The sequence below is a fragment of the Caulobacter sp. P1_D6 genome (assembly GCF_056406095.1).
Window position 1 is genome coordinate 161,316 of sequence record NZ_JBFUAW010000029.1, and the last position, 26,055, is coordinate 187,370.

Annotated in this window: 26 protein-coding genes; 14 read left to right on the plus strand and 12 right to left on the minus strand. The window is 68.9% G+C overall.

Annotation, left to right across the window (positions count from 1 at the left end):
- Positions 1-276 precede the first annotated feature (276 nt).
- On the plus strand, positions 277-588 hold the full coding sequence (locus tag AC1DYP_RS17290) for an energy transducer TonB (RefSeq protein WP_012284370.1): 312 nt from the start codon (positions 277-279) through the stop codon (positions 586-588).
- Positions 589-718: 130 nt separating this feature from the next.
- On the opposite strand, the gene AC1DYP_RS17295 is transcribed toward AC1DYP_RS17290, so the two are convergent.
- The 3 genes from AC1DYP_RS17295 to AC1DYP_RS17305 all read right to left on the minus strand — a co-directional run bounded on the left by AC1DYP_RS17295 (position 719) and on the right by AC1DYP_RS17305 (position 3,924).
- The gene (locus AC1DYP_RS17295; RefSeq protein WP_477047359.1) at positions 719-1,867 is read right to left on the minus strand and encodes an acyl-CoA dehydrogenase family protein; all 1,149 of its coding nucleotides are present in this window, start codon (positions 1,865-1,867) and stop codon (positions 719-721) included.
- Between the two features lie 189 nt (positions 1,868-2,056).
- Complete coding sequence (locus tag AC1DYP_RS17300; protein WP_477047360.1) at positions 2,057-3,496, minus strand: amino acid permease; 1,440 nt, start codon at positions 3,494-3,496, stop codon at positions 2,057-2,059.
- 173 nt (positions 3,497-3,669) lie between these two features.
- A complete protein-coding gene (locus AC1DYP_RS17305; protein ID WP_477047361.1) occupies positions 3,670-3,924 on the minus strand; it encodes a DUF6356 family protein in 255 nt (84 codons plus the stop codon).
- A gap of 121 nt (positions 3,925-4,045) precedes the next feature.
- Here AC1DYP_RS17305 and AC1DYP_RS17310 point away from each other — a divergent pair, with 121 nt between their 5' ends.
- The 4 genes from AC1DYP_RS17310 to AC1DYP_RS17325 all read left to right on the plus strand — a co-directional run bounded on the left by AC1DYP_RS17310 (position 4,046) and on the right by AC1DYP_RS17325 (position 6,819).
- Complete coding sequence (locus AC1DYP_RS17310) at positions 4,046-4,513, plus strand: Lrp/AsnC family transcriptional regulator (RefSeq protein ID WP_477047362.1); 468 nt, start codon at positions 4,046-4,048, stop codon at positions 4,511-4,513.
- A 52-nt stretch (positions 4,514-4,565) separates the two neighbouring features.
- Positions 4,566-5,669 (plus strand): pyridoxal phosphate-dependent aminotransferase, encoded by a 1,104-nt coding sequence (locus tag AC1DYP_RS17315; protein ID WP_477047363.1) that lies wholly within the window; start codon positions 4,566-4,568, stop codon positions 5,667-5,669.
- A gap of 168 nt (positions 5,670-5,837) precedes the next feature.
- Positions 5,838-6,200 (plus strand): YciI family protein, encoded by a 363-nt coding sequence (locus tag AC1DYP_RS17320; protein WP_477047364.1) that lies wholly within the window; start codon positions 5,838-5,840, stop codon positions 6,198-6,200.
- A gap of 226 nt (positions 6,201-6,426) precedes the next feature.
- Positions 6,427-6,819, plus strand: a complete 393-nt coding sequence (locus AC1DYP_RS17325; protein ID WP_477047365.1) for a hypothetical protein — start codon at positions 6,427-6,429, stop codon at positions 6,817-6,819.
- A gap of 61 nt (positions 6,820-6,880) precedes the next feature.
- Here AC1DYP_RS17325 and AC1DYP_RS17330 read toward each other — a convergent pair whose 3' ends face one another.
- Positions 6,881-7,510, minus strand: a complete 630-nt coding sequence (locus tag AC1DYP_RS17330; RefSeq protein WP_477047366.1) for a TetR/AcrR family transcriptional regulator — start codon at positions 7,508-7,510, stop codon at positions 6,881-6,883.
- Positions 7,511-7,773: 263 nt separating this feature from the next.
- Here AC1DYP_RS17330 and AC1DYP_RS17335 point away from each other — a divergent pair, with 263 nt between their 5' ends.
- The 3 genes from AC1DYP_RS17335 to AC1DYP_RS17345 all read left to right on the plus strand — a co-directional run bounded on the left by AC1DYP_RS17335 (position 7,774) and on the right by AC1DYP_RS17345 (position 10,650).
- Complete coding sequence (locus tag AC1DYP_RS17335) at positions 7,774-8,598, plus strand: UDP-2,3-diacylglucosamine diphosphatase (RefSeq protein WP_477032436.1); 825 nt, start codon at positions 7,774-7,776, stop codon at positions 8,596-8,598.
- Positions 8,598-9,689 (plus strand): glycosyltransferase family 4 protein, encoded by a 1,092-nt coding sequence (locus AC1DYP_RS17340; protein WP_477047367.1) that lies wholly within the window; start codon positions 8,598-8,600, stop codon positions 9,687-9,689. Before AC1DYP_RS17335 ends, AC1DYP_RS17340 begins: the two co-directional genes overlap by 1 nt.
- A 217-nt stretch (positions 9,690-9,906) precedes the next feature.
- Positions 9,907-10,650: a helix-turn-helix transcriptional regulator gene (locus AC1DYP_RS17345; RefSeq protein WP_477047368.1), complete on the plus strand. Its 744-nt coding sequence runs from the start codon at positions 9,907-9,909 to the stop codon at positions 10,648-10,650.
- A gap of 88 nt (positions 10,651-10,738) precedes the next feature.
- Here the strand turns inward: AC1DYP_RS17345 and AC1DYP_RS17350 are convergent, their stop codons facing one another.
- Positions 10,739-13,372: a glycoside hydrolase family 3 C-terminal domain-containing protein gene (locus AC1DYP_RS17350; RefSeq protein WP_477047369.1), complete on the minus strand. Its 2,634-nt coding sequence runs from the start codon at positions 13,370-13,372 to the stop codon at positions 10,739-10,741.
- A 259-nt stretch (positions 13,373-13,631) separates the two neighbouring features.
- Here AC1DYP_RS17350 and AC1DYP_RS17355 point away from each other — a divergent pair, with 259 nt between their 5' ends.
- Positions 13,632-15,260: an ABC-F family ATP-binding cassette domain-containing protein gene (locus AC1DYP_RS17355; protein ID WP_477047370.1), complete on the plus strand. Its 1,629-nt coding sequence runs from the start codon at positions 13,632-13,634 to the stop codon at positions 15,258-15,260.
- A gap of 30 nt (positions 15,261-15,290) precedes the next feature.
- Here the strand turns inward: AC1DYP_RS17355 and AC1DYP_RS17360 are convergent, their stop codons facing one another.
- From AC1DYP_RS17360 to AC1DYP_RS17380, 5 genes are all read right to left on the minus strand, one after another.
- The gene (locus AC1DYP_RS17360) at positions 15,291-15,575 is read right to left on the minus strand and encodes a hypothetical protein (protein WP_477047371.1); all 285 of its coding nucleotides are present in this window, start codon (positions 15,573-15,575) and stop codon (positions 15,291-15,293) included.
- Between the two features lie 26 nt (positions 15,576-15,601).
- Positions 15,602-15,850, minus strand: a complete 249-nt coding sequence (locus AC1DYP_RS17365; RefSeq protein WP_477032430.1) for a hypothetical protein — start codon at positions 15,848-15,850, stop codon at positions 15,602-15,604.
- Between the two features lie 27 nt (positions 15,851-15,877).
- Positions 15,878-16,210 carry a DUF6481 family protein gene (locus tag AC1DYP_RS17370; RefSeq protein ID WP_477032429.1) on the minus strand — a complete coding sequence of 111 codons (333 nt, stop codon included), beginning with the start codon at positions 16,208-16,210 and terminating at the stop codon, positions 15,878-15,880.
- A gap of 9 nt (positions 16,211-16,219) precedes the next feature.
- Positions 16,220-16,345, minus strand: a complete 126-nt coding sequence (locus AC1DYP_RS17375; RefSeq protein WP_156390673.1) for a hypothetical protein — start codon at positions 16,343-16,345, stop codon at positions 16,220-16,222.
- Between the two features lie 403 nt (positions 16,346-16,748).
- Positions 16,749-17,495, minus strand: coding sequence for an enoyl-CoA hydratase/isomerase family protein (locus AC1DYP_RS17380; protein WP_477047410.1), 747 nt, complete (start codon positions 17,493-17,495; stop codon positions 16,749-16,751).
- Between the two features lie 293 nt (positions 17,496-17,788).
- On the opposite strand from AC1DYP_RS17380, the gene ccrA reads away from it, so the two are divergent.
- Positions 17,789-19,066 (plus strand): crotonyl-CoA carboxylase/reductase, encoded by a 1,278-nt coding sequence (gene ccrA, locus AC1DYP_RS17385; RefSeq protein ID WP_477047372.1) that lies wholly within the window; start codon positions 17,789-17,791, stop codon positions 19,064-19,066.
- A 110-nt stretch (positions 19,067-19,176) separates the two neighbouring features.
- Here the strand turns inward: ccrA and AC1DYP_RS17390 are convergent, their stop codons facing one another.
- A complete protein-coding gene (locus AC1DYP_RS17390; protein ID WP_477047373.1) occupies positions 19,177-20,286 on the minus strand; it encodes an MFS transporter in 1,110 nt (369 codons plus the stop codon).
- 61 nt (positions 20,287-20,347) lie between these two features.
- Entirely contained in the window at positions 20,348-21,313 is a 966-nt protein-coding gene (locus tag AC1DYP_RS17395) for an NAD-dependent epimerase/dehydratase family protein (protein WP_477047374.1), read from the minus strand.
- 82 nt (positions 21,314-21,395) lie between these two features.
- On the opposite strand from AC1DYP_RS17395, the gene AC1DYP_RS17400 reads away from it, so the two are divergent.
- The 4 genes from AC1DYP_RS17400 to AC1DYP_RS17415 all read left to right on the plus strand — a co-directional run bounded on the left by AC1DYP_RS17400 (position 21,396) and on the right by AC1DYP_RS17415 (position 26,046).
- Entirely contained in the window at positions 21,396-21,956 is a 561-nt protein-coding gene (locus AC1DYP_RS17400; RefSeq protein WP_477047375.1) for a sugar O-acetyltransferase, read from the plus strand.
- 87 nt (positions 21,957-22,043) lie between these two features.
- The gene (locus AC1DYP_RS17405; RefSeq protein WP_477047376.1) at positions 22,044-23,519 is read left to right on the plus strand and encodes a M20 family peptidase; all 1,476 of its coding nucleotides are present in this window, start codon (positions 22,044-22,046) and stop codon (positions 23,517-23,519) included.
- Between the two features lie 165 nt (positions 23,520-23,684).
- Complete coding sequence (locus tag AC1DYP_RS17410; RefSeq protein ID WP_477047377.1) at positions 23,685-24,794, plus strand: Rieske 2Fe-2S domain-containing protein; 1,110 nt, start codon at positions 23,685-23,687, stop codon at positions 24,792-24,794.
- Positions 24,795-24,888: 94 nt separating this feature from the next.
- Positions 24,889-26,046 (plus strand): vWA domain-containing protein, encoded by a 1,158-nt coding sequence (locus AC1DYP_RS17415; protein ID WP_477047378.1) that lies wholly within the window; start codon positions 24,889-24,891, stop codon positions 26,044-26,046.
- Positions 26,047-26,055 lie beyond the last annotated feature (9 nt).

The window sequence follows — 26,055 nt, forward strand, 5'->3', positions numbered from 1 at the left end:
TTTCCTGGCCGGCAAGACCCGCCGGACTCCTCGAGTCTAGGAAATGCCCGCGCGCGCGCGTGAGTCGCGCCCTTTCGGGGCGGAGTCTTAAAAGCTGAAGCCAGAGTCTAGTTTCAAGTGAAACGGCTGTATTCGCCGAATAACCGTGGTTACCAATGAGTAAATAAAACTATCTTCTCGTGACTCAGAATATTTTAACTCGCTTCTGCGAAAAAGCTCAGGCGTCCGGACGACGCGACCGTCCGAAGGGCGAGACACACTATTAGGAGCAGCGGGATGAAATATCCGATCGCTATTGCCGCGGGAATCGCTGGCAGCTTTTTTGTCGCTCAAGCCGCCTCGGCGGCTGGTGGCTTTGAAGACCAAATGGGCCGTTGCCTGCAACAGTTCGCCAACACGCGCGACGCCGCCCAGGTGATGCTGGAATGCACCGCCGACGCCGGCAAGCTCACGGAATGCAAGGTCGTGGACAACAGCGCCGCGGGCAAGGGTTTCGACAAGGCCGCCATGTGCATCGCTGAAAAGCTGCCGATGGGCGCCAAGACCGGCACCGTGAAGGTTCCGTTCCGCTTCCCGGGCGGCGCGTAAGTCTAAAAGCTCTCTCCCTTCCCGGAGAGATCTTAATACGCCTCCGCTGGCTCCGCCGGAGCGTCCTTACAGGGGACGTTCCGGCCCGGGGCCAACGGGGGCGTTTTGCGTTGGGGGCCGCGAAACGCCCCTACCCGCCCCGCTTCATCGTCTCGCGGGCGATGACCAGCTTCTGGATCTCGCTGGCGCCCTCATAGATCCGGAAGATCCGCACGTCGCGATACAGGCGCTCGATGCCGTAGTCGGCGACATAGCCGGCCCCGCCGAAGATCTGCACCGCCCGGTCGGCGACCCGGCCCACCATCTCCGAGGCGAACAGCTTGGCCGCCGCCGCCTCCAGGGTCACGCCCACGCCGGTATCGCGCAGGCGGGCGGTCTCCAGGGTCAGGGCGCGCGCGGCCAGGGCCTCGGTCTTGCTGTCGGCGATCATCGCCTGGACCATCTGGAAGCTGGCCAGCGGCGCGCCGAACTGCTTGCGCTCGCCGGCATAGGCCACGCAGTCGGCGAGCAGCCGCTCGGCCACGCCCACGCAGACCGCCGAGATGTGCAGCCGGCCGCGATCCAGCACCTGCATGGCCACCTTGAAGCCCTCGCCCTCTTCGCCAAGCCGATTCCAGGCCGGCACGCGGACGTTGTCGAAGGTGACGTCGTGGATGTGGGCGCCTTGCTGGCCCATCTTCTTCTCGGGTTTGCTGACCGAAAGACCCGGCAGGTCGCGCGGCACCAGGAAGGCCGAGACCCCCGAACCGCCCTTCAACTCGGGATTGGTGCGGGCCATCACCGTGAACAGCGAGGCCTTGCCGGCGTTGGTGATGTAGCGCTTGGAGCCGTTCAGCACGTACTCGTCGCCGTCCAACGTCGCCCGGGTCTGGACCGCGGCGCTGTCGGAGCCGGCCTCGGGCTCGGTCAGGGCGAACGAGGTGACGATCTCGCCCGAGGCGATGCCGGGCAGCCACCTGGCCTTCTGGTCGTCCGTGCCGAACATCACCAGCCCCTGGCTGCCGATGCCGACATTGGTGCCGAACGCCGAGCGGAAGGCGGGCGAGGCGCGGCCCAGCTCGATGCCGACCAGGCATTCTTCTTCCATGTTCAGGCCGAGGCCGCCGAACTCTTCCGGGATCGACAGGCCGAACAGGCCCAGGCCCTTCATCTCCTCGATGATGTCGGCCGGCACCGCGTCGTCCTCGGCGACCTTGGCCTCGATCGGACGCAGCCGCTCGGCGACGAACCGGCGGACGGCGTCGATCAACTGCTCGCGGGTCTCGAGGTCGAGGGCCATGGCGTTCCTTCCACTTCAAACACTTGTTTTGAGCGGACTGTAGCAATGGCGCGCCTTTGGGGAAGCGAAAACCTCGTCCTTCGACAGGCTCAGGATGAGGTTTTCGACTGAGCAGGCCTGCACATTGGTCTTCATCCTGAGCTTTTCGAAGGACGAGGACGACGCACGGCGTTGGAGAGGATGCTTCCGCTAACCCTCCGCCCGCGCCAGCAGGCTCTTGCGCATGCCGTAGCCGATATAGACCACCGCCCCGATCAGGTGGGCGTAGAGGAAATACAGCTGGGTCTTCGACGGCAGGCTGGAGAACAGGTACAGGCAGCCCAGGATCGCCCCCGGCGCCACCAATTGCCACAGCGGCGTGGCGAACACCCGCGGCCGGTTCGGATCGCGCACCCGCAGGATGATCACCGACAGGCCCACGGCGATGAAGGCCGCCAGGGTGCCGGCGTTGGCCAGCTCGGCGATGTCCTTCAGCGACAGCAGGCCCGACAACACCGCCGCCAGGGCGCCGGTCAGCAGGGTCATCAGCACCGGGGTGCCGGTCTTTGGGTTCACCCGCGACAGGGCCGGCGGCAGCAGGCCGTCGCGCGCCATCACGAAGAAGATCCGGCTCTGGCCGTACATGAAGGCCAGGATCACGGTCGGCAGGGCGACCACCGCGGCCAGGGCCACCAGTTGCGCCATCCTCGGCTGGTTCAGGGTCTCCAGGATGAAGACCAGCGGGGCCTCGCTCTTGGAGAACACCTCGGCCCGCGAGGCGCCGATCGCGACGGCGGCCACCACCATGTAGATCAGGGTGCAGACCAGCATCGAGCCGACAATGCCGATGGTCAGGTCGCGCTTGGGGTTCTTGGTCTCCTCGGCGGCGGTCGACACCGCGTCGAAGCCGTAGAAGGCGAAGAAGATCAGGCTGGCCGCGGCCATGACCCCCACCTTGATCCCGTCCGCGCCGCCCCCGGCCACCGTATGGGCGGCGAAGCCCTGCGGCATGAACGGCGTGAAGTGGCTGGCGTCGAAGGCCGGCAGGCACAGGGCCACGAAGATGGCCAGGGCGGTGATCTTGATCACGACCAGCACCATGTTGACCGTGGCGCTCTCCTTGGTGCCCAGGGCCAGCAGCCCGGCGACGGCGAACGAAATGATCACGGCCGGCAGGTTGATCAGGCCGCGTGTGCCGTCGTCCAGGATGACGTGCGGGCCGGCCAGCAGGAATTCGGGAAATCCGGCCATGCGGAACAGGCCGGCGGCGTGGGCCGACCAGCCCACCGCCACGGCGGCGCAGACCAGGGTGTATTCGAGGATCAGGCTCCAGCCCACGAACCAGGCGACCGGCTCGCCCATGGCCACGTAGCTGTAGGTGTAGGCGCTGCCCGAGGCCGGGATCATCGTCGACAGCTCGGCGTAGCACAGGGCCGCGCAGGCGCAGACGGCCCCGGCGATCAGGAACGACAGCATCACGCCGGGCCCGGCCAAGCCCGCGCCGACGCCGGTCAGGGTGTAGATGCCGGTGCCGACGATGGCCCCCACGCCCAGGGCGATCAGGTGGTACCAGCTCAGGGTCTTCTTCAGCGCGTGGGCGGGATCGCCGCTGGCCGTGTCGATCGCCTTGCGGCGGTTCCAGATGCTCAAGTTTCTTCTCCCGACTCTTGGGCGGGACGATGGGCTAGCCGAGCCGTGCCGCCAAGGGGGAGATTTTGCTCCGCCGACGACGGATTCTGACAAGCTCGTACAGCTGAGGCTCACATCGGGGTCGGAAGCCGCCGCTATAGATCCCTCTCTCCATGAGAGAGGGATTTACAAACTCAGATCACCGCGTCGAAGGCCGCCCAGTTCGGGACCTCGCCGCCGGCCGACTTGCGCCCCCGGTTGGCGATGCGGGTGTAGAGCAGCTTCACGCAGCGGCTGCCGGTGGTCTCGAACAGGAACGGGAAGATGCCGTGGACGAAGCAGGCCAGGCCGCCCAGCAGCATCGGGAAGGCGAAGCTCCAGGCCACGGCCATGTGCTCGCTGTAGGTCTCGTCGACCGAACGCGGATGGCGGATGAAGACGTCGAGCATGGGAATCCCCGGGATGGCGCGTTCTTTCAGAATGCCGCGCTTCGCGAGAATGACATGGTCGAAGACGCGCGCTCGTGGCAGTTAGAGAGAATTCCATTCTCCCAACGGGCCCGCACAGAGAATGATCTCACTCGACCAGATCGATCGCCGCCTGCTGGCCATCCTGCAGCAGGACGCCACCACGCCCATCGCCGAGCTGGCCGAGCGGGTGGGCCTGTCGCAGACGCCGTGCTGGAAGCGGGTCAAGCGGCTGCAGGACACCGGGGTGATCACCGCCCGCGTCGCCCTGATCGACCGCGAGGCCCTGGACCTGTCGCTGACGGTGTTCGTGGCGGTGAAGACCGGCCGGCATGACGAAGAGTGGCTGGCCACCTTCGCGGCCGGGGCCAAGGCCCTGCCCGAGGTGGTCGAGTTCTATCGGATGAGCGGCGACGTCGACTATCTGCTCAAGGTCGTGGTCCGCGACATCGCCGCCTATGACCGCTTCTACCGCCGCCTGATCGCCACCGCCCCGCTCACCGACGTCAGTTCCAGCTTCGCGATGGAGCAGATCAAGTTCACGACGGCCCTGCCGATCCAGACGGGTTGATCCTGTCACGAACGGCGCCTCAACTGCCGGCCTGGTGTTGGGGAGCGGGATCATGGACACGACGCGGCGCACGGCCTTCGGACTGCTGATCGGCGGCGCGGCGCTATCGCCCGGCCTGGCGGGCGCCGCCGAGACCTCGGTCGATCCCAAGGCCCCGCCGGCCATCCGCGCTCACCTCGGCGTCACCGAGAACCCCTACGGCCCCAGCCCCGCCGCCAAGAAGGCCGCGCTGAAGGCCGTCGAGGAAGCCGCCTACTACGCCTGGGAACTGGAGCCGCCGCTGGTCGCGGCCATAGCGAAACGGGAAGGCGTGTCGCCCGAACAGGTGGGGCTGTGCAACGGCTCGCTGGAGGCGCTGTCGCTGCTGTCGACGGCCTTTTCCGCCAAGGGCCCGGTCGTCTCGCCACAACCGAGCTACGCCACGCCCCTGCTCTACGCCCAGCGCCAGGGTGCGAAACTGGACTGGGTCCAGCTGGCCGCCGACCAGCAGATCGACCTGCCGGCGCTGGCGGCGCGGAAGACCGGGGCCGGCGCCGTCTATGTCTGCAATCCCAACAACCCGACCGGCCTGCTGCTGGACCCCGACGCCCTGCGGACCTTCTGCGTCGAGACCGCCAAGACCTGCCCGGTGATCGTCGACGAGGCCTATATCGAGATCAGCCCCGATCCCGCGCGCCACTCGATGGTCGACCTGGTGCGCGACGGTCACGACGTGGTCGTGGCCCGCACCTTCTCCAAGGTCTACGGCATGGCCGGGCTGCGGGTCGGCTTCGTGATCGCCCAGCCCGAGCGGATCAAGCAGCTGAAGAGCCTGATCCCCACCCACAAGGGCCGCCCCGGCCTGGCCGCCGCCCTGGCCTGCTACGGCGACCCGGCCTATCTGGCCGGGACCAAGGCCTATCTCGAGGGCTGCCGGAAGAAGATTTACGCGATCTGCGCCGCCAACGGCCTGCAATACCTGCCCTCGCACGGCACCTATGTGTTCGTGAACTGCGGCCGGCCGAACCTGGCCTTCCAGAAGACCCTGGCGTCGATGGGCGTCGAGGTGCGGGTGTTCGACAGCCCCCGGCACCCGACCTGGATCCGCGTGGGCACGGCCAGCCCAGCCGAGCTGGACTATTTCGCGACGGTGCTGCCGAAGGCGTTGAAGGCGTAGTCACCCACAGGCCTTCCTTCTCCCCGACGCCCGCCGAGCCTTCGAAAGCTCGAGAGCGGCCGACGGGCGGTTGTGACCGACGATTTCATGGACGGCCTCGTCGATTTCAAGTTCGCTCGTTCGTCATCCCAGGAAAGGCGGCCCGTCCGATCGCCGCAAGGAGACGTCATGACCCGATACCTGGTCGCTATCCACCACCCCGACGACTACGACGCCTCCGCCGAGGACGAAGCGATGCACCGCGACATCCGCGCCCTCAACGAGGAGATGGTGGCCGCCGGGGTCAGGGCCTTCGTCGGCGGCCTGGAACCGGCCGGCCGCGCGACCTCGCTGCGGGCGCGCCCCGACGGCCAGGTGCTGATCACCGACGGACCCTACCTGGAGGCCAAGGAGCACGTGGGCGGCTTCTGGGTGCTGGAAACCGCCGACCTGGACGAGGCCCTGGCCTGGGGCCGCAAGGCCGCCGTCGCCTGCCGCGCCCCGGTCGAGGTGCGGGCGTTCCTGGCGGGGCCGCCGCGGGCGGGCGGCTGAGCGTGAAACCCCTCTCTCATGGAGAGAGGGTTCAAGAACGCGCCTTTTCCGGAAAGACCCCTGACGTCATCCGCCAGCGGCGAGGCCGCGCCTTGACACGGCCAGACGCCAGAGCTCCGATCCACCAAGGTTTCAAGGCGCGGCCCCATCCGGGGCGGATGGTCATTCCCAAAGAAGCCGAAGTTTTCGCGCCGGCCTGCTTGGCGCCAGAAGGGACGCCCAAGCCATGACGAGCGAGACGCGAAAGACCGCCCGGACGCCGTCCGGGTTCATCGCTCTCGACGCCTTGCTGGGATGGCGCGGCGGATGGAAGGGCGGCGGAGACCTGTTCGACATTCGCTACCGGCCCAGCGTGGGGCGGCGATTGATCGCCGAATACGACGGCGACGGCGGCGCGGCCTGGATCGTAGTCGAAGATCCCGTCTGCTATCGTGTCTGCGACGAGCGCGAACTTCTTCCCTACTGGAACCAGTGGGCCGAAGAGGGCGCTCCGGTCGCCTTCGCCTACGAGATCGCCCAGAGCGCCTATCTGGACGAGATGGCCGCGGGGCTGACAGGCCTGAGCGACGGTGTGCTGCGGCATTTCCTGCTGGTGGCCAGAACCTCTGCCTCGAGGTGATCGGCACTGAGCTACCCGAAGTCGTCTACGAGCGTCCGGATCCGCTCGCCGGGGACTGAACTCAGTCCGGCCAAAGATCCTGCACATCGCCCTTGCGGTTCAGCATGTGCGTGGCCCGCTTGATCAGCATCAGCAGCCGTTCCCGCCGCCCGTCGGTGTCGTAGGTCAGCGACGCCTTCGCCAGGCCTTCCAGCATGAACCGCGCCAAATCCCGGCTGGCCTGGAACCGAGGCCCCGCCCCGGCGTGGAGGATCTTCAGGAAGTGGTCGCCGGCCTGGGCGCGGTCGAACTCGGCCTGGGCCGGGGCCAGCAGGGCCTGGACAGCCGGATCGGTGCGGCCCGCGGCCTCCAGCTCGGCGAAGGCCAGGAACGGCACGGTGTGCAGCAGGTCCCAATAGCTGTCGATCGCGTGCTCGGTGACGTCGCCGCCGACCGGCAGGGTGTCGGCGGCGGCGCGGAACAGGGCCGAGCGCTCGGCCTGGACGTGGGCCACGGCCGCCTCGACCAAGGCCTCGCGGGTGGGGAAGTGGTAGAGCATCGCCCCGCGCGTCAGGCCCGCGGCGTCGGCGATCACCGGATTGGTCGCGGCGTGATAGCCGATCTCCGCGATCAGCCGCATCGCGCAGTCGAGAATCCGCGCCCGGGTCTTCAGCGACTTGGGCGTATCCTTGGCGAGGCGAGCGGCGTCCATGACCCTGATCTAGTCAAAGCGATGTTGCGCTGCAACAGCACAGCGCATGTAAAGCTTTGCCTTGTCCTACAAGATTTATCCAATGGTGAAATTTCGGGCGTTGGTGCGGCGCAGCGTCGCGCCGTGTGCTGAACGACGTTTCACGAAAGCGACATGCAATCAGCTTAATCGCCGGACGAAGCGCCCTCCCTTGCAATCGGGGGGTCATGGCCGGTCCGGGGGGATCGGTTCCCGAACGCCGACCTGAACCGCCGGAGGGGCACATGGTCACCGACATCGAGATCCGCCACTACCGCTCGATCTTCATCAGCGACGTGCACCTGGGCACGCGCGGTTGCCAGGCCGAGCTGCTGCTGGACTTCATCCGCCACGTCGAGTGCGACAAGCTCTACCTGGTGGGCGACATCATCGACGGCTGGAAGCTGCGCAGCGGCTGGTACTGGCCCCAGAGCCACAACGACGTGGTGCAGAAGATCCTGCGCCTGGCGCGTAAAGGCGTCGAGGTGATCTACGTGCCCGGCAACCACGACGACCGGGTCCGCGACTTCTGCGGCACGCACTTCGGCGGGGTGGTGGTGGCCCGCGACGTGATCCACGAAGCGGCCGACGGCAAGCGCTACCTGGTGGTCCACGGCGACGAGTTCGACGGGGTGGTGCAGCACGCCAAGTGGCTGGCCTTCCTGGGCGACTGGTCGTACAGAACGATCCTGATGCTGAACACCTTGCTCAATCGCGCACGACGCAAGCTGGGGTTCGGCTACTGGAGTCTTTCGGCCTATCTGAAGGTCAAGGTGAAGAACGCGCTGCAATTCATCGAGAATTTCGAGGCCGCGGTCGCCGACGAAGCCCGTCGGCGCGGCGTCGACGGCGTGATCTGTGGACATATCCACAAGGCCGAGATGCGCGAAATCGACGGCGTGCTCTATGTGAACGACGGCGACTGGGTGGAAAGCTGCACCGCGCTCGTGGAACATATGGACGGACGGCTCGAAATCCTGGAATGGTCCAAGCTTAGGTCCTGGTCGGTGATCGACCGGGCGCGGGCGCTCGTCGTCGAGCCCCCTATAGCGGAGCCTGCCGCCGCCTGATGCGGATACTACTCGCCACAGATGCTTGGGAACCGCAGGTCAACGGCGTGGTTCGGACCCTCACCAAGGTGATGGCCGAGCTGAAAGCCATGGGCCATGAGGTCGATGTCGTCAGCCCCGACCAGTTCCCCACCTTCCCGCTTCCGACCTATCCGGAGATCAAGCTGGCCATCGGCGCCTACGAGCCGGTGATGGAGCGCTTCAAGTCGTTCGAGCCCGAGGCGATCCACATCGCCACCGAGGGCCCGATCGGCCTGGCCGCCCGCCGCATCTGCCTGGAATGGAAGCTGCCGTTCACGACCAGCTACCACACAAGATTCCCTGAGTACGTGTCGGCTCGTCTCCCGCTGCCATTGTCGGCCGGCTACACCTACATGCGCTGGTTCCACAAGCCGTCGGGCCGGCTGATGGTCGCCACCCCGACCATGCGCGACGAGCTGATCCGCCACGGCTTCCGCAACATCTCGCCCTGGACGCGCGGCGTCGACACCGACGTGTTCAAGCCCCGCGCCGAGGGCGACGCCGACGTGTTCGAGGGCCTGGCCCGACCGATCTTCCTCAATGTCGGCCGCGTGGCCGTCGAGAAGAACATCGAGGCCTTCGCCAGCCTGGACCTGCCCGGCACCAAGGTGATCGTCGGCGACGGCCCGCAACGCGAGGAGCTGGCCGAGAAGTATCCGGACGTGGTCTTCGCCGGCGCCAAGTTCGGCGAGGAGCTGGCCCGCTATTTCGCCTGCGCCGACGTGTTCTGCTTCCCGTCCCTGACCGACACCTTCGGCCTGGTGATCCTGGAGGCCATGGCCGCCGGCGTGCCGGTGGCGGCGTTCTCGGCCCCCGGGCCCATCGACATCATCCCCGGCTCGAACGCCGGCGTGCTGGCCCCCGGCCAGACCGACGGCCTGCGCGAGGCGTGCCTGGCCTGCCTGGATATCGACCACGTCACGGTCCGCAAGTTCGCCGAGGGCTTCTCGTGGCGCGCCTGCGCCGAGGAGTTCTACAAGAACCTGCAGCCGTATCCCGAGCCGGAGAAGACGCGGTTCTGGCGTAGGCTGCGGCGGCTGGCGAGACTGCGGCGCAAGCCGGCGGCGTAGGTTCGGCGAACACTTGCCCCCTACGGATCGCTTCGCGATCGTCTTCCCCCAAAGGGGGAAGAGGGGCGTCCTCCGCCCCCCTGGGGGCGGACAGACGGCCAAGCCGTCAGGTGGGGGCAAGTAGGTGAGCCACCGTCTCACCACAGAGACTCCCGCCCCCTGGCCCATCCCCCCGCCCTCCCCTAGTCTGCCCGCCTCAGGGGGCGAGCATCTCCGCGTGTTGAACACAGCTGAACAGCAAGCCTGGAGCTTTCTCAGCAGGGCGCCGCACTACGCGACGCCCGACGAGGTCGAGACCCATTTCGGGCGGGCGATCGCGGCGTTCGGCTATGACCGCTTCTGCGCCACCCTGATCAACGCCGAGCAGCTGGGCCGCGAGCCGCCCACCCTGGCCCGCCGCGACTTCGACGCCTGGGACGCCCGCTACTGGGGCGAACGCTATGTGGTTCACGACCCGTGCATCCAGCTGCTGCAGAAATCCGGCCGATCCTTCGCCTGGACCGACGCCAGGCCGCTGGGTGACAACCGCGCCCAGGCCATGTGGGGCGAGGCCGGCGAGTTCGGCATGAACGACGGCTTCGTGGTGCGGGTGTTCGGCCCGGCCGGCCACGAGGTGCTGATCCGCATGGCCACGGCGGCGACCACCACCGACCCCACCGCCCGCGCCGTGATCGAGAGCCTGGCCACGGTGTTCGGCACGATCATGCTCAAGCACTGGGAGCTGAAGGACGACAATGTCGTCGAGGGGCCGGACTACGGCGTGATCTCCGAACGCCAGGCCCAGTGCCTGTACTGGGCCAGCCGTGGCAAGACCGACTGGGAGATCGGCGCGATTCTCACCCTCTCGCCCCGCACGGTCCACCACCACATCGAAGCCGCCAAGAAACGCCTCGGCGTGGTCAAGCGGCAGGAGGCGGTGATGAAGGCGGGGGAGCTGGGATTGCTGGTGCGGGTGGGGTGAGCCGACCGGGGACATGCCCTTGCGGCGTGTCCCCAAGTCTTGGCTCCGTGGATGCCGATGGGGACACGCCACGAGGGCATGTCCCCGCTCAGTTCGCCAACGCCTTGCTGCCCGTCACCTCGAACCGCGCCTCGACGCCCGCCGGCTTCGCCAGCCCCGGCCGCGCCACGGGCTGCCCGCCGCCGATCCACAGCTTGACCGGCCCGGCCGCGATCGACCGCGAACCGTCGGCCGCCACCACGCTCATCGCGACGCCCTCCAGCGGGAAGCTCACCCGCCGCGTCTCGCCGGCCTTCAGATGCACCCGCATGAAGCCGTGCAGCGACCGCACCGGCGCGCCGGCCACGTCGCGCGACACGTACAGCTGCACCACCTCGTCGCCGTCGCGCGCACCGCTGTTGGTGACGTCGACCGACACCGCCTGCTCCCCGCCCGCCTTCACCGCCGCCCGCGCCAGCACGGGCGCGCCATAGCTGAACCGCGTGTAGCTGAGGCCATGGCCGAACGGATACAGCGCCTCCCCGCCGAAATAGCGATAGGTGCGGCCGGCCATGCCGTAGTCCTTGAAGGCCGGCAACTGGTCGGCCGAGCGGTAGAAGGTCAGGGGCAGGCGGCCGGCGGGGCTGAAGTCGCCCGCCAGCAGGCCGGCCACGGCGCGACCGCCCTCGCCGCCCGGATACCAGGCCTCGACGATGGCCGGCAGGTGGGCGTCGGCCCAGTTCACGCTGAGCGCCGAACCATTCATCAGTACAAGGACGACTGGCTTGCCGGTGGTGTTCAACCGCTCCAGCAGAGCCTCCTGCGGGGCGGGCAAGTCCAGGCTGGTGCGGTCGCCGCCGACGAAGCCGGGGGCCCGCACCGACATCTCCTCGCCCTCGAGCTTGGCGGTCAGGCCGCCGACGAACACCACCAGGTCGGCGGCCTTCGCGGCCGCCAGGGCCGCGTCGGCGCCGCGGCTGGGGCGGCTCCATTGCAGGCGCAGGTCGCCCCGCTCGCCCGACTGGTTGGCCTCGACGACGACGGCGCTGGCCTTGCCGGCCGTCAGGGCCACCTCGCCGTCGGGCGCGGAGTCCTTGGCCCGGGTCCAGGCGTCGACCACGGTCTTGCCGTCGACGATCACCCGGTAGCCGCCCTCGCCGCTGACCGTGAAGCGGTGGACGCCGGTCTCGGTCGGGACCAGCACGCCGGTCCAGCGCATCGAGGTCGTGCGCATCTGGCGCTGGGGCCGGCCCCAGCTGAACGACGCGTTCTTGGCCGGTTCGGCGGCGGCGGCCGGACCGGCCAGGTCCAGGCCCTGGAAGGTCTCGACCTTCAGGTCCTTCAGCACCCCGTCCGGCACGTTTTCGCGCGGCGCGGCCGTCCAGCCCGTGCCCTCGACGAAGTCGATCTTCGCATCGGGGAAGCGCTCGCGCAGCCCGGCCAGCACGGTGACCGGCTTGGACGGCGTGCCGTTGTAGTTGCCGACCAGAGCGTCGAGGCTGTCGGCGTTGGGGCCGATCACCGCGATGCGGGCCGGGGCGGCCTTCAGCGGCAGCAGGCCGTCGTTCTTCAGCAGCACCATCGAGGCCTTGGCCGCCTCCAGCGACAGGGCGCGGTGGGCGGGGGTGTCGTTCTCGGCGGCGGTGATCTTGAAATACGGAACGCGCTCGGGCGGATCGAACAGGCCCAGCTTCAGGCGGGCGATGAACAGGCGGCGGACGGCCTGGTCCAGCTCGGCCTCGCTCAGCAGGCCATGATGGACGGCGTCGACGATCGGGCCGATCTCGCTGCTCTTGTTGGGTCCGAACTCGGCGCAGAACAGGTCGGTGCCGGCCTTGATGCTGACGGCGGCGGCTTCCTCGGCGGTCTTCACATAGCCGTGCGAGGTGGGCTGGAAGACGTCGGCGATGGCCGCGCAGTCCGAGACCACGTGGCCGGAAAAATGCCAGTCGCGCCGCAGCCGCTCAGTCAGCAGGGCGGTGTTGGCGCAGGCCGGCACGCCGTCGACGGCGTTGTAGGCGCACATCACCGACTCGACCTTGGCCCGGGTCACCAGCGCCTTGAAGGCCGGCAGATAGGTGTCTTCCAGGTCGTGGGCCGAGGGGTGGATGTCGTCGCGGTGACGGTCGGCCTCGGGCCCGCTGTGGACGGCGAAGTGCTTAGCCGTGGCGACGGTCTTGTAATAGGTCGGGTCGTCGCCCTGCAGGCCGGTGGCGAAGGCCACGCCCATCTCGGCCGTCAGGTGCGGATCCTCGCCCCAGGTCTCCTGGCCCCGGCCCCAGCGCGGGTCGCGGAAGATGTTGATGTTGGGCGACCAGACGGTCAGGCCGCGATACTGGGCCGAGCCGCCGTCAGGGGCGCGCTTCTCGACGTACTTGGCGCGGAACTCGGTGGCGATGGTGTCGGCGATCCCGTGGATCATCGGCGCGTCCCAGGTGGCGGCCATGCCGATCGCCTGCGGGAAGACGGTGGCCTCGCCGGCCCGGGCCACGCCGTGCAGCCCCTCGCTCCACCAGTTGTAGGCCGGTACGGAGAGGCGCGGGATGGCGGGGGCGGCGTGCTTCAGCTGGCCGGCCTTCTCCTCCAGCGTCATGGCCGAGACCACGGCCGCGGCGCGGGCCTCGGGCTTGAGGGCCGGGTCCAGGAACGCCGCCGGCGCCTGGGCGCAAGCCGTCCCGGCGACCGCCAGGGCCAGGACCAGGGCGAGCGCGCCGCTGGATGGAATGATCGCTGAAGCCTTCACGCGTTTCCCCTCGTCCCGCGACCTTTGCAAGGTCGTCTCGTCCCGGCGCGACACCGGTGTCAAAGACTATGTAGACACAAGCCTCGTGGCGGGGACAGTGAAAAAAGGTACCGGTACCTTGTCACCCGCCGCAAAGACGACAGCGACCCGCGTAGGCGGCATGGATCGGAGTGTCGGGGACGACGGCCAAATCGTCGCGCCTGGAATTGGCGTGGCTCTAGGGCTGGCATTCTCCTTCCGCCCGGGTTAGCAGCCCCCCATGATCCGCCTCGACAACATCTCCAAGCAGAACGGCCACCAGATCCTGTTCATCGAAGCCTCGATGGGCATCCAGAAGGGTGAAAAGGTCGGGCTTGTCGGCCCGAACGGCGCCGGCAAGACGACGCTGTTCCGCATGATCACCGGCCAGGAGGAACCCGACGACGGACTGGTCGCGATCGATCCCGGAATGACGATCGGCTATTTCAGCCAGGATGTCGGCGAAATGGCGGGCCAGAGCGCGGTCGCCGCGGTGATGGACGGCGTCGGCCCCGTCAGCGCGCTGGCCGCCGAAATGGCCCAGCTCGAGGCGGCCATGGTCGATCCGGACCAGGCCGAGACGCTGGACGCCGTCATGGAGCGCTATGGCGAGGTGCTGGAGCGCTTCCAGGAACTGGACGGCTACGCGCTGGAAGCGCGGGCGCGCGAGGTGCTGGCCGGCCTGAGCTTCAGCCAGGAACGCATGGATGGCGATGTCGGCCTGCTGTCCGGCGGCTGGAAGATGCGCGTGGCCCTGGCCCGCATCCTGCTGATGCGGCCCGACGGCATGCTGCTGGACGAGCCCAGCAACCACCTCGACCTGGAAAGCCTGATCTGGCTCGAGGCCTTCCTCAAGAACTACGACGGCGCGCTGCTGATGACCTCGCACGACCGCGCGTTCATGAACCGCATCATCGGCAAGGTGGTGGAGATCGACGGCGGCTCGCTCATCACCTATTCGGGCGATCTGGACTTCTACGACCAGCAGCGCGCGCTCGGCGAGCAGCAACGCCAGGCGCAGTACGAGCGCCAGCAGGCCATGCTGGCCAAGGAGATCAAGTTCATCGAGAAGTTCAAGGCGCGCGCCTCGCACGCCGCCCAGGTCCAGAGCCGGGTCAAGAAGCTCGACAAGATCGAACGCGTCGAGGCGCCGCGCCGTCGCCAGTCGGTCCAGTTCGATTTCAGGAGCCCGCCGCGATCGGGCGACGACGTGATCAACCTGCGCAACATCCACAAGGGCTACGGCGCCCAGCCGATCTATGAAGGCCTCGATTTCCTGGTGCGCCGCAAGGAGCGCTGGTGCGTCCTGGGCGCCAACGGCGCCGGCAAGTCGACGCTGTTGAAGCTCGTGGCCGGCGACACCGCGCCCGACCAGGGCACGGTCAACATCGGCGCCAGCGTCAGGATGGGCTATTTCGCCCAGCACTCCATGGACCTGCTGGACGGCGAAGAGACGATCTTCGAGTCCCTGGAGCGCTCGTTCCCGCAAGCGGGCCAGGGCGCGCTGCGCACTTTGGCGGGGTGCTTCGGCTTCTCCGGCGACGATGTCGAAAAGCCTTGCCGCGTCTTGTCCGGCGGCGAGAAGGCGCGCCTGGTCATGGCCAAGATGCTGTTCGATCCGCCGAACCTGCTGGTGCTCGACGAGCCGACCAACCACCTGGACATGGCGACCAAGGAGATGCTGGTCACGGCCCTGGCGGACTTCGAGGGCACCATGCTCTTCGTCTCGCACGACCGCCATTTCCTGGCGGCCCTGTCGAACCGCGTGCTGGAGCTGACGCCCGAGGGAGTCCATCAGTACGGCGGCGGCTATACGGAATATGTCACCCGCACGGGTCAGGAAGCGCCGGGGCTGCACCCGGGAGGGTAGCGGTCCTCGAACCGCTAGGCGCGACCTCGCCTAGCCCGCCAGCCAGGCCACGGCGCGCCGGAGCATGGCGACCAGGCCGGCTCCGAACGCCATCACCAGCACGCCCGCCGGGACCAGCATCAGCAGGTTTCCCCAGTGCAGCCAGCCGGCTGTCCGGGCGGCGATCACGGCCAGGGTCAGCAGCACCGCCGCGCCCGCCACCGCGGCCCACAGGCCCGGCCGGGCGCCGCCGGCCCGACGCGGCGCGGCCTGCCAGCGTATCAGCCCCCCGATCCGGCGTTCGGACGCGATCCGCCTGGCGCCGTCGCTTCGCATTCTACGACGCCGTCCGGCCGAGGCGGTCATCGGTGGTGCATGTCGATGATGCGGCAACGGACGCTCCAGCCCTCGCCGCCGCGATCGGTGAAGTCGGTGACCACCAGCTCATAGACCTCGCCGTCCTGGCTGAGCGTGCAGACGTCGCCCACCCGCATCGGCCGGGCGTGGCGCGAGCGGATGTGGGCCTCGCGCAGGGTGACGAGGTTGTCGCAGGACAGCTCGTAGTCCTGGGACCCGAACGGCGACTCCGGTCTGGGCGCGGGTTTGGCCATCACAGGGGAGCCATCAACGGGAGGCCGTCATTGGCGAGACTTGCGCGCCGCGTACTTGGCGTCGCGCTTGTCCTTGGCCTCGGCCTCGGTCGGGGCCTTGGCGCGCTTGCGTTCGGCGCGCTGGTCGGCCACGGCGGCCGCGTCGGCGGCGACCACCGCCGCCGCCTGTTTCTTGACCGCCCGGACCGCCTGGCGCTCGGCCCGCACGGCCTTCAGCTCGGCGGCCTCCTCGACCCCGCGCTCGGCGAACAGCGGATCGACCACCGCCGCCTTGGGCTTGAACTTGGCGAGCAGCGCCTGCTTGGCCTCGGCGGCCGTCTTCAGCCGATCGGCCAGCCTGGCGCCCTTGGTGTCATTCATGTCGCGCTCTTAAGTCTTGGTGCCGCGCAGGGCGTCGGGGTCGATCGGCCGGGGCCGCGAGGGCTGGCCGCCGGTCGAGCGGGGATCGTTCAGGCCCTTGGGGCCCGAGGGCCGGGTTCCGGGATAGGTCTTCATGGCGTGAGCCTTTCGGTCGTGGGCGGACGGAACGCGGCGGCTATTTCTTCTTGCCGCCCAGCGGGGCCAGCAGGGTCGGCGCTGCGGCGATCACCTTGGGCTTGGCGGTCTTGGGCTTGCGGACTTCGCGATTGCCTTTGGACAAGGAGCGTTCCTGTTCGGGAGAGGGGCCGCGCGCGATCAGGCGCTTGGGCTGGACAGCCCGGCGCGACGCGTGCGGTGAACGACGGTGTCAGGTCCGTGAAGGGCGCTGGTCGTGGCGACTGACGGTCATGCGACCCCTTTCCGGGGTGCGTCGAGACGGCTCGCCAAGCGGACCGGCACTCGTCGGCGGCGCGTCCTAGCGCCTTGAGGGCGAGCCTAGCACGTCCGCGGGCCTGGCCGTTGGAAATACGTCACACCGCTACCCCCGCTTGAACAGCGTCGTCCGCTTGGCCATGAACGCCGCCACCGCCTCGCGGTGATCGGCGCTGGCCACCAGGGCCGGCAGCTCCTCCTCGACATAGGAGCGGCCGTCGACCACCCGCTTGGTGGCCTCCACCGCCAGGGGCGCGCGCGAGGCGATCCATTCGGCCAGGTGGAACGCCTCGGGCAAGAGACGCTCGGGCGGATGGACGGCGGTGACGATGCCGTCGGCCAGGGCCCGCTCGGGTCCGAACTGGGCGCCGGTCAGCAGGTGGGCCTTGGCCCGCGCCACGCCGATCAGCCGGGGCAGGCGCGTGACCGAGGCCATCAGCCCGATATTCACCCCCGAGGCGGCGAACACCGCCCGGTCGCTGGCCAGGCGGATGTCGCAGGCCAGGGCCAGCTCCAGCCCGCCGCCGAAGCACCAGCCGTCGATGGCCGCGATCACCGGCACCCGCAGGGCCTCGATCCAGTCCATCAGCCGGTTGAAGTTCTCGACCGCCGCCAGGGCGTCGGCCGGGGCGCGGCCCCCTGCTTGGCGCGTGGCGGCTTCGCGCAGGTCGTCGCCGGCGCAGAACACCCCGCCCCGACCGGTCAGCACCACCGCCCGCGTCTCGTCGTCCCTGGCGATCTCGTCGAGCACCTTGACCAGCTGGGCCCGCACGGCCAGCCCCAGGGCGTTGGCCGGCGGGGCGTCCAGCTCCAGCAGCAGGATCGAGCCCGTGGGGCGGCTGACGTGGATCATCGCGCTCATCGGGGGAACGTGGCCGATGACGGCGGGAATGGAAAGCTGAGCCACGGCCACCCCCTTTGCTCCGAGGCCGGTCGTTTCACGCGCAACCATGCTGCGATGCAACAACTTTCCCCTTGCCAGAGTTAAACACTTGTCACAGCTTAGATGGCCTTCGGGGCGGAATTTCCGTCGCGAAGCCCAAAACGATGGATCGACGCCGGGTTTCGACGCGCGCTGAACGATCCACGGAGCGCGAGAGCCAATCCGGCGTTTGTGTTGCAGCGCCGAACGACCCGGGGAGCGAGATGAACACCGCCACGCTGCAGACGACCGAGCTGAAGGACCTGTACGAGATCGGCGAGATCCCGCCGGCCTTCCACGTCCCCAAGACCATGTACGCCTGGGCCATCCGCAAGGAGCGTCACGGCAAGCCCTCGGTCGCCATGCAGGTCGAGGTCGTGCCCACCTGGGAGATCGGCGAGGACGAGGTGCTGGTCCTCGTGATGGCCGCCGGGGTCAACTACAACGGCGTCTGGGCGGCGCTCGGCGAGCCGATCAGCCCGCTGGACGGTCACAAGCAGCCCTTCCACGTCGCCGGCTCCGACGCCTCGGGCATCGTCTGGAAGGTCGGCGCCAAGGTGAAGCGCTGGAAGCTGGGCGACGAGGTGGTCATCCACTGCAATCAGGACGACGGCGACGACGAGGAGTGCAACGGCGGCGACCCGATGTTCTCGTCCAGCCAGCGCATCTGGGGCTACGAGACGCCGGACGGCAGCTTCGCCCAGTTCTGCCGGGTGCAGTCGCGCCAGCTGATGCCGCGCCCCAAGCACCTGACCTGGGAAGAGGCCGCCTGCTACACCCTGACCCTGGCCACCGCCTACCGCATGCTGTTCGGCCACAAGCCGCACGAGCTGAAGCCCGGCCAGAACGTGCTGGTCTGGGGCGCCTCGGGGGGCCTGGGCGTCTTCGCCGTGCAGCTGGCCGCCGTGGCCGGGGCCAACGCCATCGGCGTGGTCAGCGACGACGACAAGATCGACTTCGTCAAAAGCATGGGCGCCAAGGCGGTGCTGAACCGCAAGGAATTCGACTGCTGGGGCCAGCTGCCCAAGGTCAACGGCCCCGAGTTCAACGACTACATGAAGGAGAGCCGCAAGTTCGGCAAAGCCATCTGGCAGGTCACCGGCAACAAGGACGTCGACCTGGTGTTCGAGCACCCGGGCGAGTCGACCTTCCCGGTGTCGGTGTTCGTGGTCAAACGCGGCGGCATGGTCGCCATCTGCGCCGGCACCAGCGGCTTCAACCTGACCATGGACGCCCGCTTCCTGTGGATGCGCCAGAAGCGCGTCCAGGGCAGCCACTTCGCCAACCTGATGCAGGCCTCCGCCGCCAACCAGCTGGTCATCGACCGCCGGGTGGACCCCTGCCTGTCGGAAGTCTTCCCCTGGAACGACATCCCCGCCGCCCACGAGAAGATGCTGGCCAACCAGCACCTGCCCGGGAACATGGCCGTGCTGGTCTGCGCCCAACGGCCGGGGCTGCGGACGTTCGAGGAAGTGGTGGAGATCAGCGAGGGGCATACGTAACCTTCTCCCGGAGGGGAGAGGGAGGGACCCGCGCTGAAAGCGTGGGAGGGTGAGGGTGACGCCCTCACCGATTTCACACGAACGTCCTGCCGGCACGCCGGCCAAAGTCCCTAACCCCTCACCCTCCCACCGCTTCGCGGCGGGCCCCGCCCTCTCCCTCTGGGAGAGGGAAGAAAGTGAGCAGCCCCGCCACGGCGCCCGCCACGACCACCACCGGGACCAGGGCCCCGACCACCGCAGCGCCGGTCGCGCCGCCGCCGATCAGCTGGGCGGAACTGCCCGCCCATCAGCAGGAAGCCGGCGGCGAAGGCCAGCACGGCGATCGTCGTCCCGCCGTCGGCGCCGGACAGGGCAACCAGGACCACGGCCAGACCGGCATAGCCGGCCAGCAGCGGCCAGCGCGCGCCCAGGCGGTCGACGACCAGGCCGAACGCCAGTCCGCCCGTCGCGCCTCCGAGGTTGAACAGCGCAGAGACCAGGAAGGCGGCGGCCGGCGGCAGGCCGCGCGACACCAGCAGGGTCGGCAGCCAGTTGAGCAGCAGGTGCAGGGTCAGGGCGACCAGGGCGTAGCTGACCCAGATGCAGGCGGTGGCGGGCCAGCGCCCCGCTCCGAACAAGGCGCGCGCGGCGTCCCCCGACTGGCGGGCGGCGCGGTCGGGCCGTCCGACCGGCAGCACGAGGTACAGCAGCGGCGCGATGACCAGCGGGACCAGGCCGCCGACCAGGAAGATGGTCCGCCAGTCGTCCAGAGCCATCGGGGTGCGGGCCACCAGCCCGGCCACAGCCCCGCCCAGCGGCATGCCGCCGGCGATCAGGGCCACCATGGTCGCCTTGCGGGCCGCGCTGGCCTGCTCGGAGGCCAGGGCGATCAGCATCGGCATGGCGCCGCCCAGGCCCAATCCGGTCAGGAACCGCACGGCCAGCAGCGGCCAAAAGCCGGTCGCCAGGGCGGTGATCAGCGAGAACACGCCGAACGCCGCCACCGAGGCGGTCAGCACCGGCCGCCGCCCGATCCGGTCGGCGATCACCCCCCCGAAGCTGGCCCCGACCATCAGCCCGATCAGGCTGGCGCTGAACGCCCACCCGGCCTGGCCCGGCGTCAGGTGCAGGGCCGGCAGCATGCGCGGCGCCGCCACCCCCATCGACTGGATGTCGAACCCCTCGATCATCGCCGCCGACAGGCAGACGAGCCATATGGGCCAGGTCCTGGATGAAGTCATGAGCGCCCCTCTTGCGGGGAAGGTACGCCGGAAAGTCACCCTCTCCCAGAGAGAGAGGGCTTCATCTGCTCATCTCGTCCGCAACCGTCCGCGCCAGCGCCTCCTCGAAGTCCGTGACCTCCACGTACCCCAGCCGCCTACGGATCTTGGCGTTGTCGACGAACAGCGGGTAGTCGAGGTCCAGGCCCGAGACCGCCTTGGCCAGGGCGCCCCGCGCCACGTCGGGGTGGGCCAACTGGACGTCGCCGGGCCAGTTCAGGTGCTCGGCGAAGCTGGCGGCCCAGGCCAGGTTGGTCGGGGTGTTGGAGCGGCCGAGGTTGTAGGTCTCGCCGCCCGCCCGAGGGTGCGTGGCCGCCAGGGCGATCCCCGCCGCCACGTCGTCGACATAGCCGAAGGTCGCGCGCCAGCTGGCCCACGGATGGGGGATGACGATGCGCGGCCGGCCCTGGGCCATCGGCCGGATCGCCCACGAGAACCGCCGTTGCCGGTCGCCCGGCCCGAACACCATGGGCAGGCGCAGGATGGTGGTCTCGAACCCGGCGGCGGCGCAGGCGGCTTCTTCGAGCGGGATCTTGTCGTAGCCGTCCATCCAGGCCTGCGGGTCGCTCGCTGCGCGCGGCTTGGCCAGGCGGTAGGGGAAGCGGCTGGCGCGCAGTTCGGCGTCCTCGGTCAGCCGGTCCCAGATCGGCGTCGGCCGGCCCTTGCGGTGCAGGCCCTCGTAGTTGCGATAGACGTCGACCGAGCTGACCAGCACGTAGCGGGCGATCGCGCCCGACAGGGCGTCGAGCAGCGGCAGGGTGTCGGCGCTCGTATAGGCGATCAGGTCGATCACCGTGTCGGCGCCCAGGTCGCGCACCGCCGCCAGCAAGGCCGCCGGGTCGTTGCGGTCCACCACCACCGAGGCCGCCCCGGCCGCGACCGGGCGCGCGCCGTGATGCGCCACCGCCGTCTCGACGCCGTCGGCCAGCAGTCGCGCGACCACCGGGCCGCCGATGAAGCCCGTCCCTCCGAGCACCAGGACGCCCATGCCTTCTCTCGCAAACTCCAGGTCGAATCGCAGGCGTCAGGCTATGCGGGAGGCGGGGTCGCAAGGCAATGGAGGGACAACCATGCCCAAGCATGACGGAGAAATCAGGATCGCCCGGCGCACGGCCGAGTCCCGCGCCATGGTCGCCGACGTCCAGCGGGCGATGCGGCTCACCCCGGCCCTCAACCTCCTGACCATGGACGACGCCGACGAGATCCGGCAGCTGTTCGGCGAGTTGACCGGCCGGGCGCTCGACGACCAGTTCCGCCTGCTGCCGCCGTTCTACACGACCTGCGGCCGGAACATCGCCGTCGGCCGCAACGTGTTCATCAACCAGAACTGCACGTTCTACGACCTGGCGCCGATCACCATCGGCGACGACGTGCTGATCGGCCCCAATGTGAGCCTGATCACCGAGGGGCACCCCATCGCCCCGTCCGAGCGGCGCGACGGCGTCCTGGCCCGGCCCATCGTCATCGAACGGAACGTGTGGATCGCGGCGGGGGTCACCATCATCGGCGGCGTCACGGTGGGCGAGAATTCCGTCGTCGCGGCCGGCTCGGTCGTCACCAAGGACGTTCCGGCCAATACGCTGGTCGGCGGCAACCCGGCCAGGGTCATCCGCTCGATCGCGGGCGAGTAGGCCGGCGCCGCCTTCCCGCTTTTGGGATTGGCAGGGCCGCGAACGCGTCGCACAGTCCCGACAAACAAGCGTTTGGGGGAGTGGGACATGGGCTGGAAGAGCAAGACGGCGCTGACGGCCGTGGGGCTGGTGCTGGCGGTCGGGGCCGTGGTCGCGGTGCGCACGGCGACGTTCAAGGCCCCGGCGGCGGTCGACACCTCCAGCATCCGCCTGGCCTCGGCCCGTCCGGTCGACGCCAACCTGGCCGCCCAGCACCTGGGCGAGGCCGTGCGCTTCCAGACCGTCAGCCACCAGGACCCGGCCGAGGACCAGCCGGCCGAGTGGGACAAGCTGCACGCCTGGCTGCAGGCCACCTATCCCGACGCCCACCGGGTGATGGGCCGCGAGGTCGTGGCCGGCCACGCCCTGGTCTACACTTGGAAGGGGACCGACCCTTCCCTGGCCCCGATCGTGCTGATGGCCCACCAGGACGTGGTGCCGGTGACGCCCGGCAGCGAGGGCTCGTGGACCCACCCGCCGTTCGACGGCGTGATCGCCGACGGCGCGGTCTGGGGTCGCGGCTCGATCGACGACAAGGGCAGCCTGGTCACGTTGTTCGAGGCCCTGGACGGCCTGGCCAAGGCCGGCTTCGTGCCCAAGCGCACGGTGATCCTGGTCAGCGGCCATGACGAGGAGGTGCGCGGCGGCGGCGCCCGGGCCGCGGCGGCCCTGCTGAAGTCGCGCGGCGTCAAGGCCCAGTTCGTGCTCGACGAGGGCATGGTGGTGGTCGAGGACCACCCGATGACCAAGGGCAAGGTGGCCCTGATCGCCACAGCCGAAAAGGGCTACGCCACCCTGACGGTGACGGCCCCCGCGGTCGGCGGCCACTCGTCGGCCCCGCCGCCCCAGACGGGCGTGGCCACCCTGGCCAAGGCGGTGCTGGCGATCAACGACAACGCCTTCCCGATGAAGTTCGACGGCCCCGGCGCCGACATGCTCAAGAGCCTGGCCCCGCACAGCTCGACCACGATCAAGATGGCGGCGGCCAACACCTGGCTGTTCTCGCCGCTGCTGATCGACCAGACGGCCAAGACCCCGGCCGGGGCGGCCATGCTGCACACCACCATCGCCCCGACCATGCTGAAAGGCTCGCCCAAGGAGAACGTCCTGCCGCAGGACGCCACGGCCTGGATCAACTACCGCATCGCCCCCGGCGACAGCTCGGCCGAGGTCATGGCCAAGGCCCGGAGCGCGGTCGGCGACCTGCCGGTCAAGCTGGCTTGGGTGAAGACGCCGGACGAGCCCAGCAAGGTCTCGTCGACGTCGTCGGAAGGCTGGAAGACCCTGGCCGCCCTGGCCGGCGACGAGAGCCGCGCGCCGGTCGCCCCGGCCCTGATGACCGCCGCCAGCGACAGCCGCTACATGGGTCCCATCGCCGACGACATCTACCGCTTCCAGCCCCTGGTGCTGTCGGTCGACGCCACCAAGATGATCCACGGCACCGACGAGCACATCTCGGTGGCCAATGTCGAACGCATGGTGCGGTTCTACCAGCGGCTGGTGGAGACGGCGGCGGCGAAGTAGGCGCCACGAACTCTTCACGAAACGTCAGGTGGCGATCGCTGGACGGCAGCTGTGCAATAGGGCCTAGTAAGCCCCGGGGAACGGCATGTCGTGAAATCCTGATCCGGGGACCGCCTCAGGGCGGGAAGGATTTCGCGCGAACAGGCCGCAAAGTCGGGCGACCACATGGCTGACGACGCGCAAATGCTGGCCGCTCGGCCGGCTTCGAAAGCCGTGAAATTCGGCGAAGGCTTCGTCATGGACGCCTGGTACGTGGCGGCCCTGTCGCCCGACCTCAAAGCCGGCAAGATGGAAAGCCGCGAATATCTGGGCGAGCCGGTTCTGGTCGGTCGAACGAAGGCCGGCGCCGTCTACGCCATGCGCGACGTCTGCCCGCACCGCGCCGCCAAGCTGTCGGCCGGCAAGGTCCGCGCCGAGGCTGACGGCGGCGAGACGATCGAGTGCCCCTATCACGGCTGGCGCTTCCGCACCGACGGAGCCTGCGCCAAGATCCCGTCCCTGACCGCCGACAACCCGCTGGACACCTCGAAGGTCCGTGTACGGAAGTATCCACTGGTCGAGGCCCAGGGCCTGGTGTGGATTTGGATGTCGTCCGATCCGCGCTTCGACGGCGTCCCGCCCGAACCGCCGCCGGTGATCCCCGGCGTGGTCGGCGGCAAACCCAAGCTGGTCGACCACCTGGACTACGACATCCATATCGACCATGCGGTGCTGGGCCTGATCGACCCCGCCCACGGCCCCTATGTGCACCAGCAGTGGTGGTGGCGCACCAGCGCCAGCCAGCACGAGAAACGCAAGGCCTTCGCCCCGTCCGAGGCGGGCTTCACCATGGTGCGGCACGAGCCCAGCAAGAACTCCAAGGCCTACGCCATCCTGGGCGGCGAGCCGCTGACCGAGATCACCTTCCGCCTGCCGGGCCTGCGCTGGGAGCATGTGAAGGTCGGCGACAAGCAGGTGCTGGCCCTGTCGGCCATGACCCCGATCAACGCCGGCAAGACCCGGATGAACCAGATCATCTGGTCCGACCATCCGGCCTTCACCGCGCTCTATCCGGTGATCCGCATGGCCGCCCGTGTCTTCCTGCGCCAGGACGGCAAGATCGTCGAGGCCCAGACCCGGGGCCTGCGGGACAACCCGGCCCTGATGTGGGTGGGCGACGCCGACCAGCAGGGCCGCTGGTACCACCAGCTCAAGCGCGAATGGGCCGCCAGCCGCCGGGAGCGCCGGCCGTTCAGCAATCCGGTGACGGAGACGACGCTGCGGTGGCGGACTTAGGGCTTCTCCAAATCCTTCCGTTATCCCGGGCCTTGTGCCCGGGAACCCTGAACGTAATCTAGGCGCCTCAATCTGACTGAGAGACGTCGCGGAAATGACGGCCGTTCCAGTTCGCAGTCTTGTGGCCTGCACGCTTGCCCTCACGCTGTTCGGCTGCGGAGGCCCCTCGGGCGATCGGAACGCCGCGGCCGGCCGCGACCAGGTCAACGCCGAGGGAAAAGCCGCGGGAGGTTCGGCGAAGGCCCGGGCCTATGTCGCCCAGTTCACGAAGAAGGATCCGGAGGCGTGCTTCAAGAAGGATGTGGCGCTCAAGCAGCCGGAGCTGAAGGGCCCCGCCGGTGACATCGGCCCGCGGGTTCCGCCGACGCGCGTGATCGTGATGATCGACGGGTCCGGCTCGATGGCCGGACGAATGGGCGGCCGGACCAAACTCGAACTGGCGCGGGAGGCGGCGCTCGGCTTTGTCGACGGACTGCCCGCATCGGTGCAGACGTCCCTGCTGGTCTTCGGTCAACAGGGAAACAACAGCCAGGCCGGCAAGGCGAAATCCTGTTCCGCCATCGACGTGCTCGCGCCGATGGCGGCGGACCGGGGGAAACTCCGCACGGCGCTGGGACAGGTCCGCGCGGTCGGCTGGACGCCGCTCGCCGCCGGGCTGGATCGGGCCGAGGCGCTGCTGGCGGCCTCCGCCACGCCCGGGGAGCAGGTGATCTATGTCGTGTCGGACGGGGAAGAGACGTGCGGCGGCGATCCCGTGGCCGTCGCCCGTCGGATCAACGGCGGCCGCACGCGGGCGATCGTCAATGTCATCGGCTTCAACCTGCCTTCGGGCGAGGCGGCGAAACTGACCGCGGTCGCGCGTGCTGGCGGCGGCGGGTTCGTCAACCTGTCCAACGAGGCGGAGCTTGCGAGATACACGGCGCAGGTGCGGGAATCGATCCGACGGACGGACAACGAGGTCGCGACCAGCATAGCCACCACCGACAACAGCGTGGCGACCAGCATCGCCATCACCGATGCCGAAACCTGCGTCTCAATTCTCGCCACCGACGAGGACACGGCGATGTCCATCGACCTCACGGATCGCGAAGTGGCCGGCCGACCCGTACCCTTCCGGGAGGAAGCCGAAACCTTGTTGAAGGCGCGCCACGATGCGCTGCGGGCGAGGGTCGAGGCCTATCGGGCCAGACTCACCAACGCGGAGGCAGGGGCAAAACGGAGCATCGATTCAGCGGCGGATGCGGCCCGCTGAGCGTTCGCC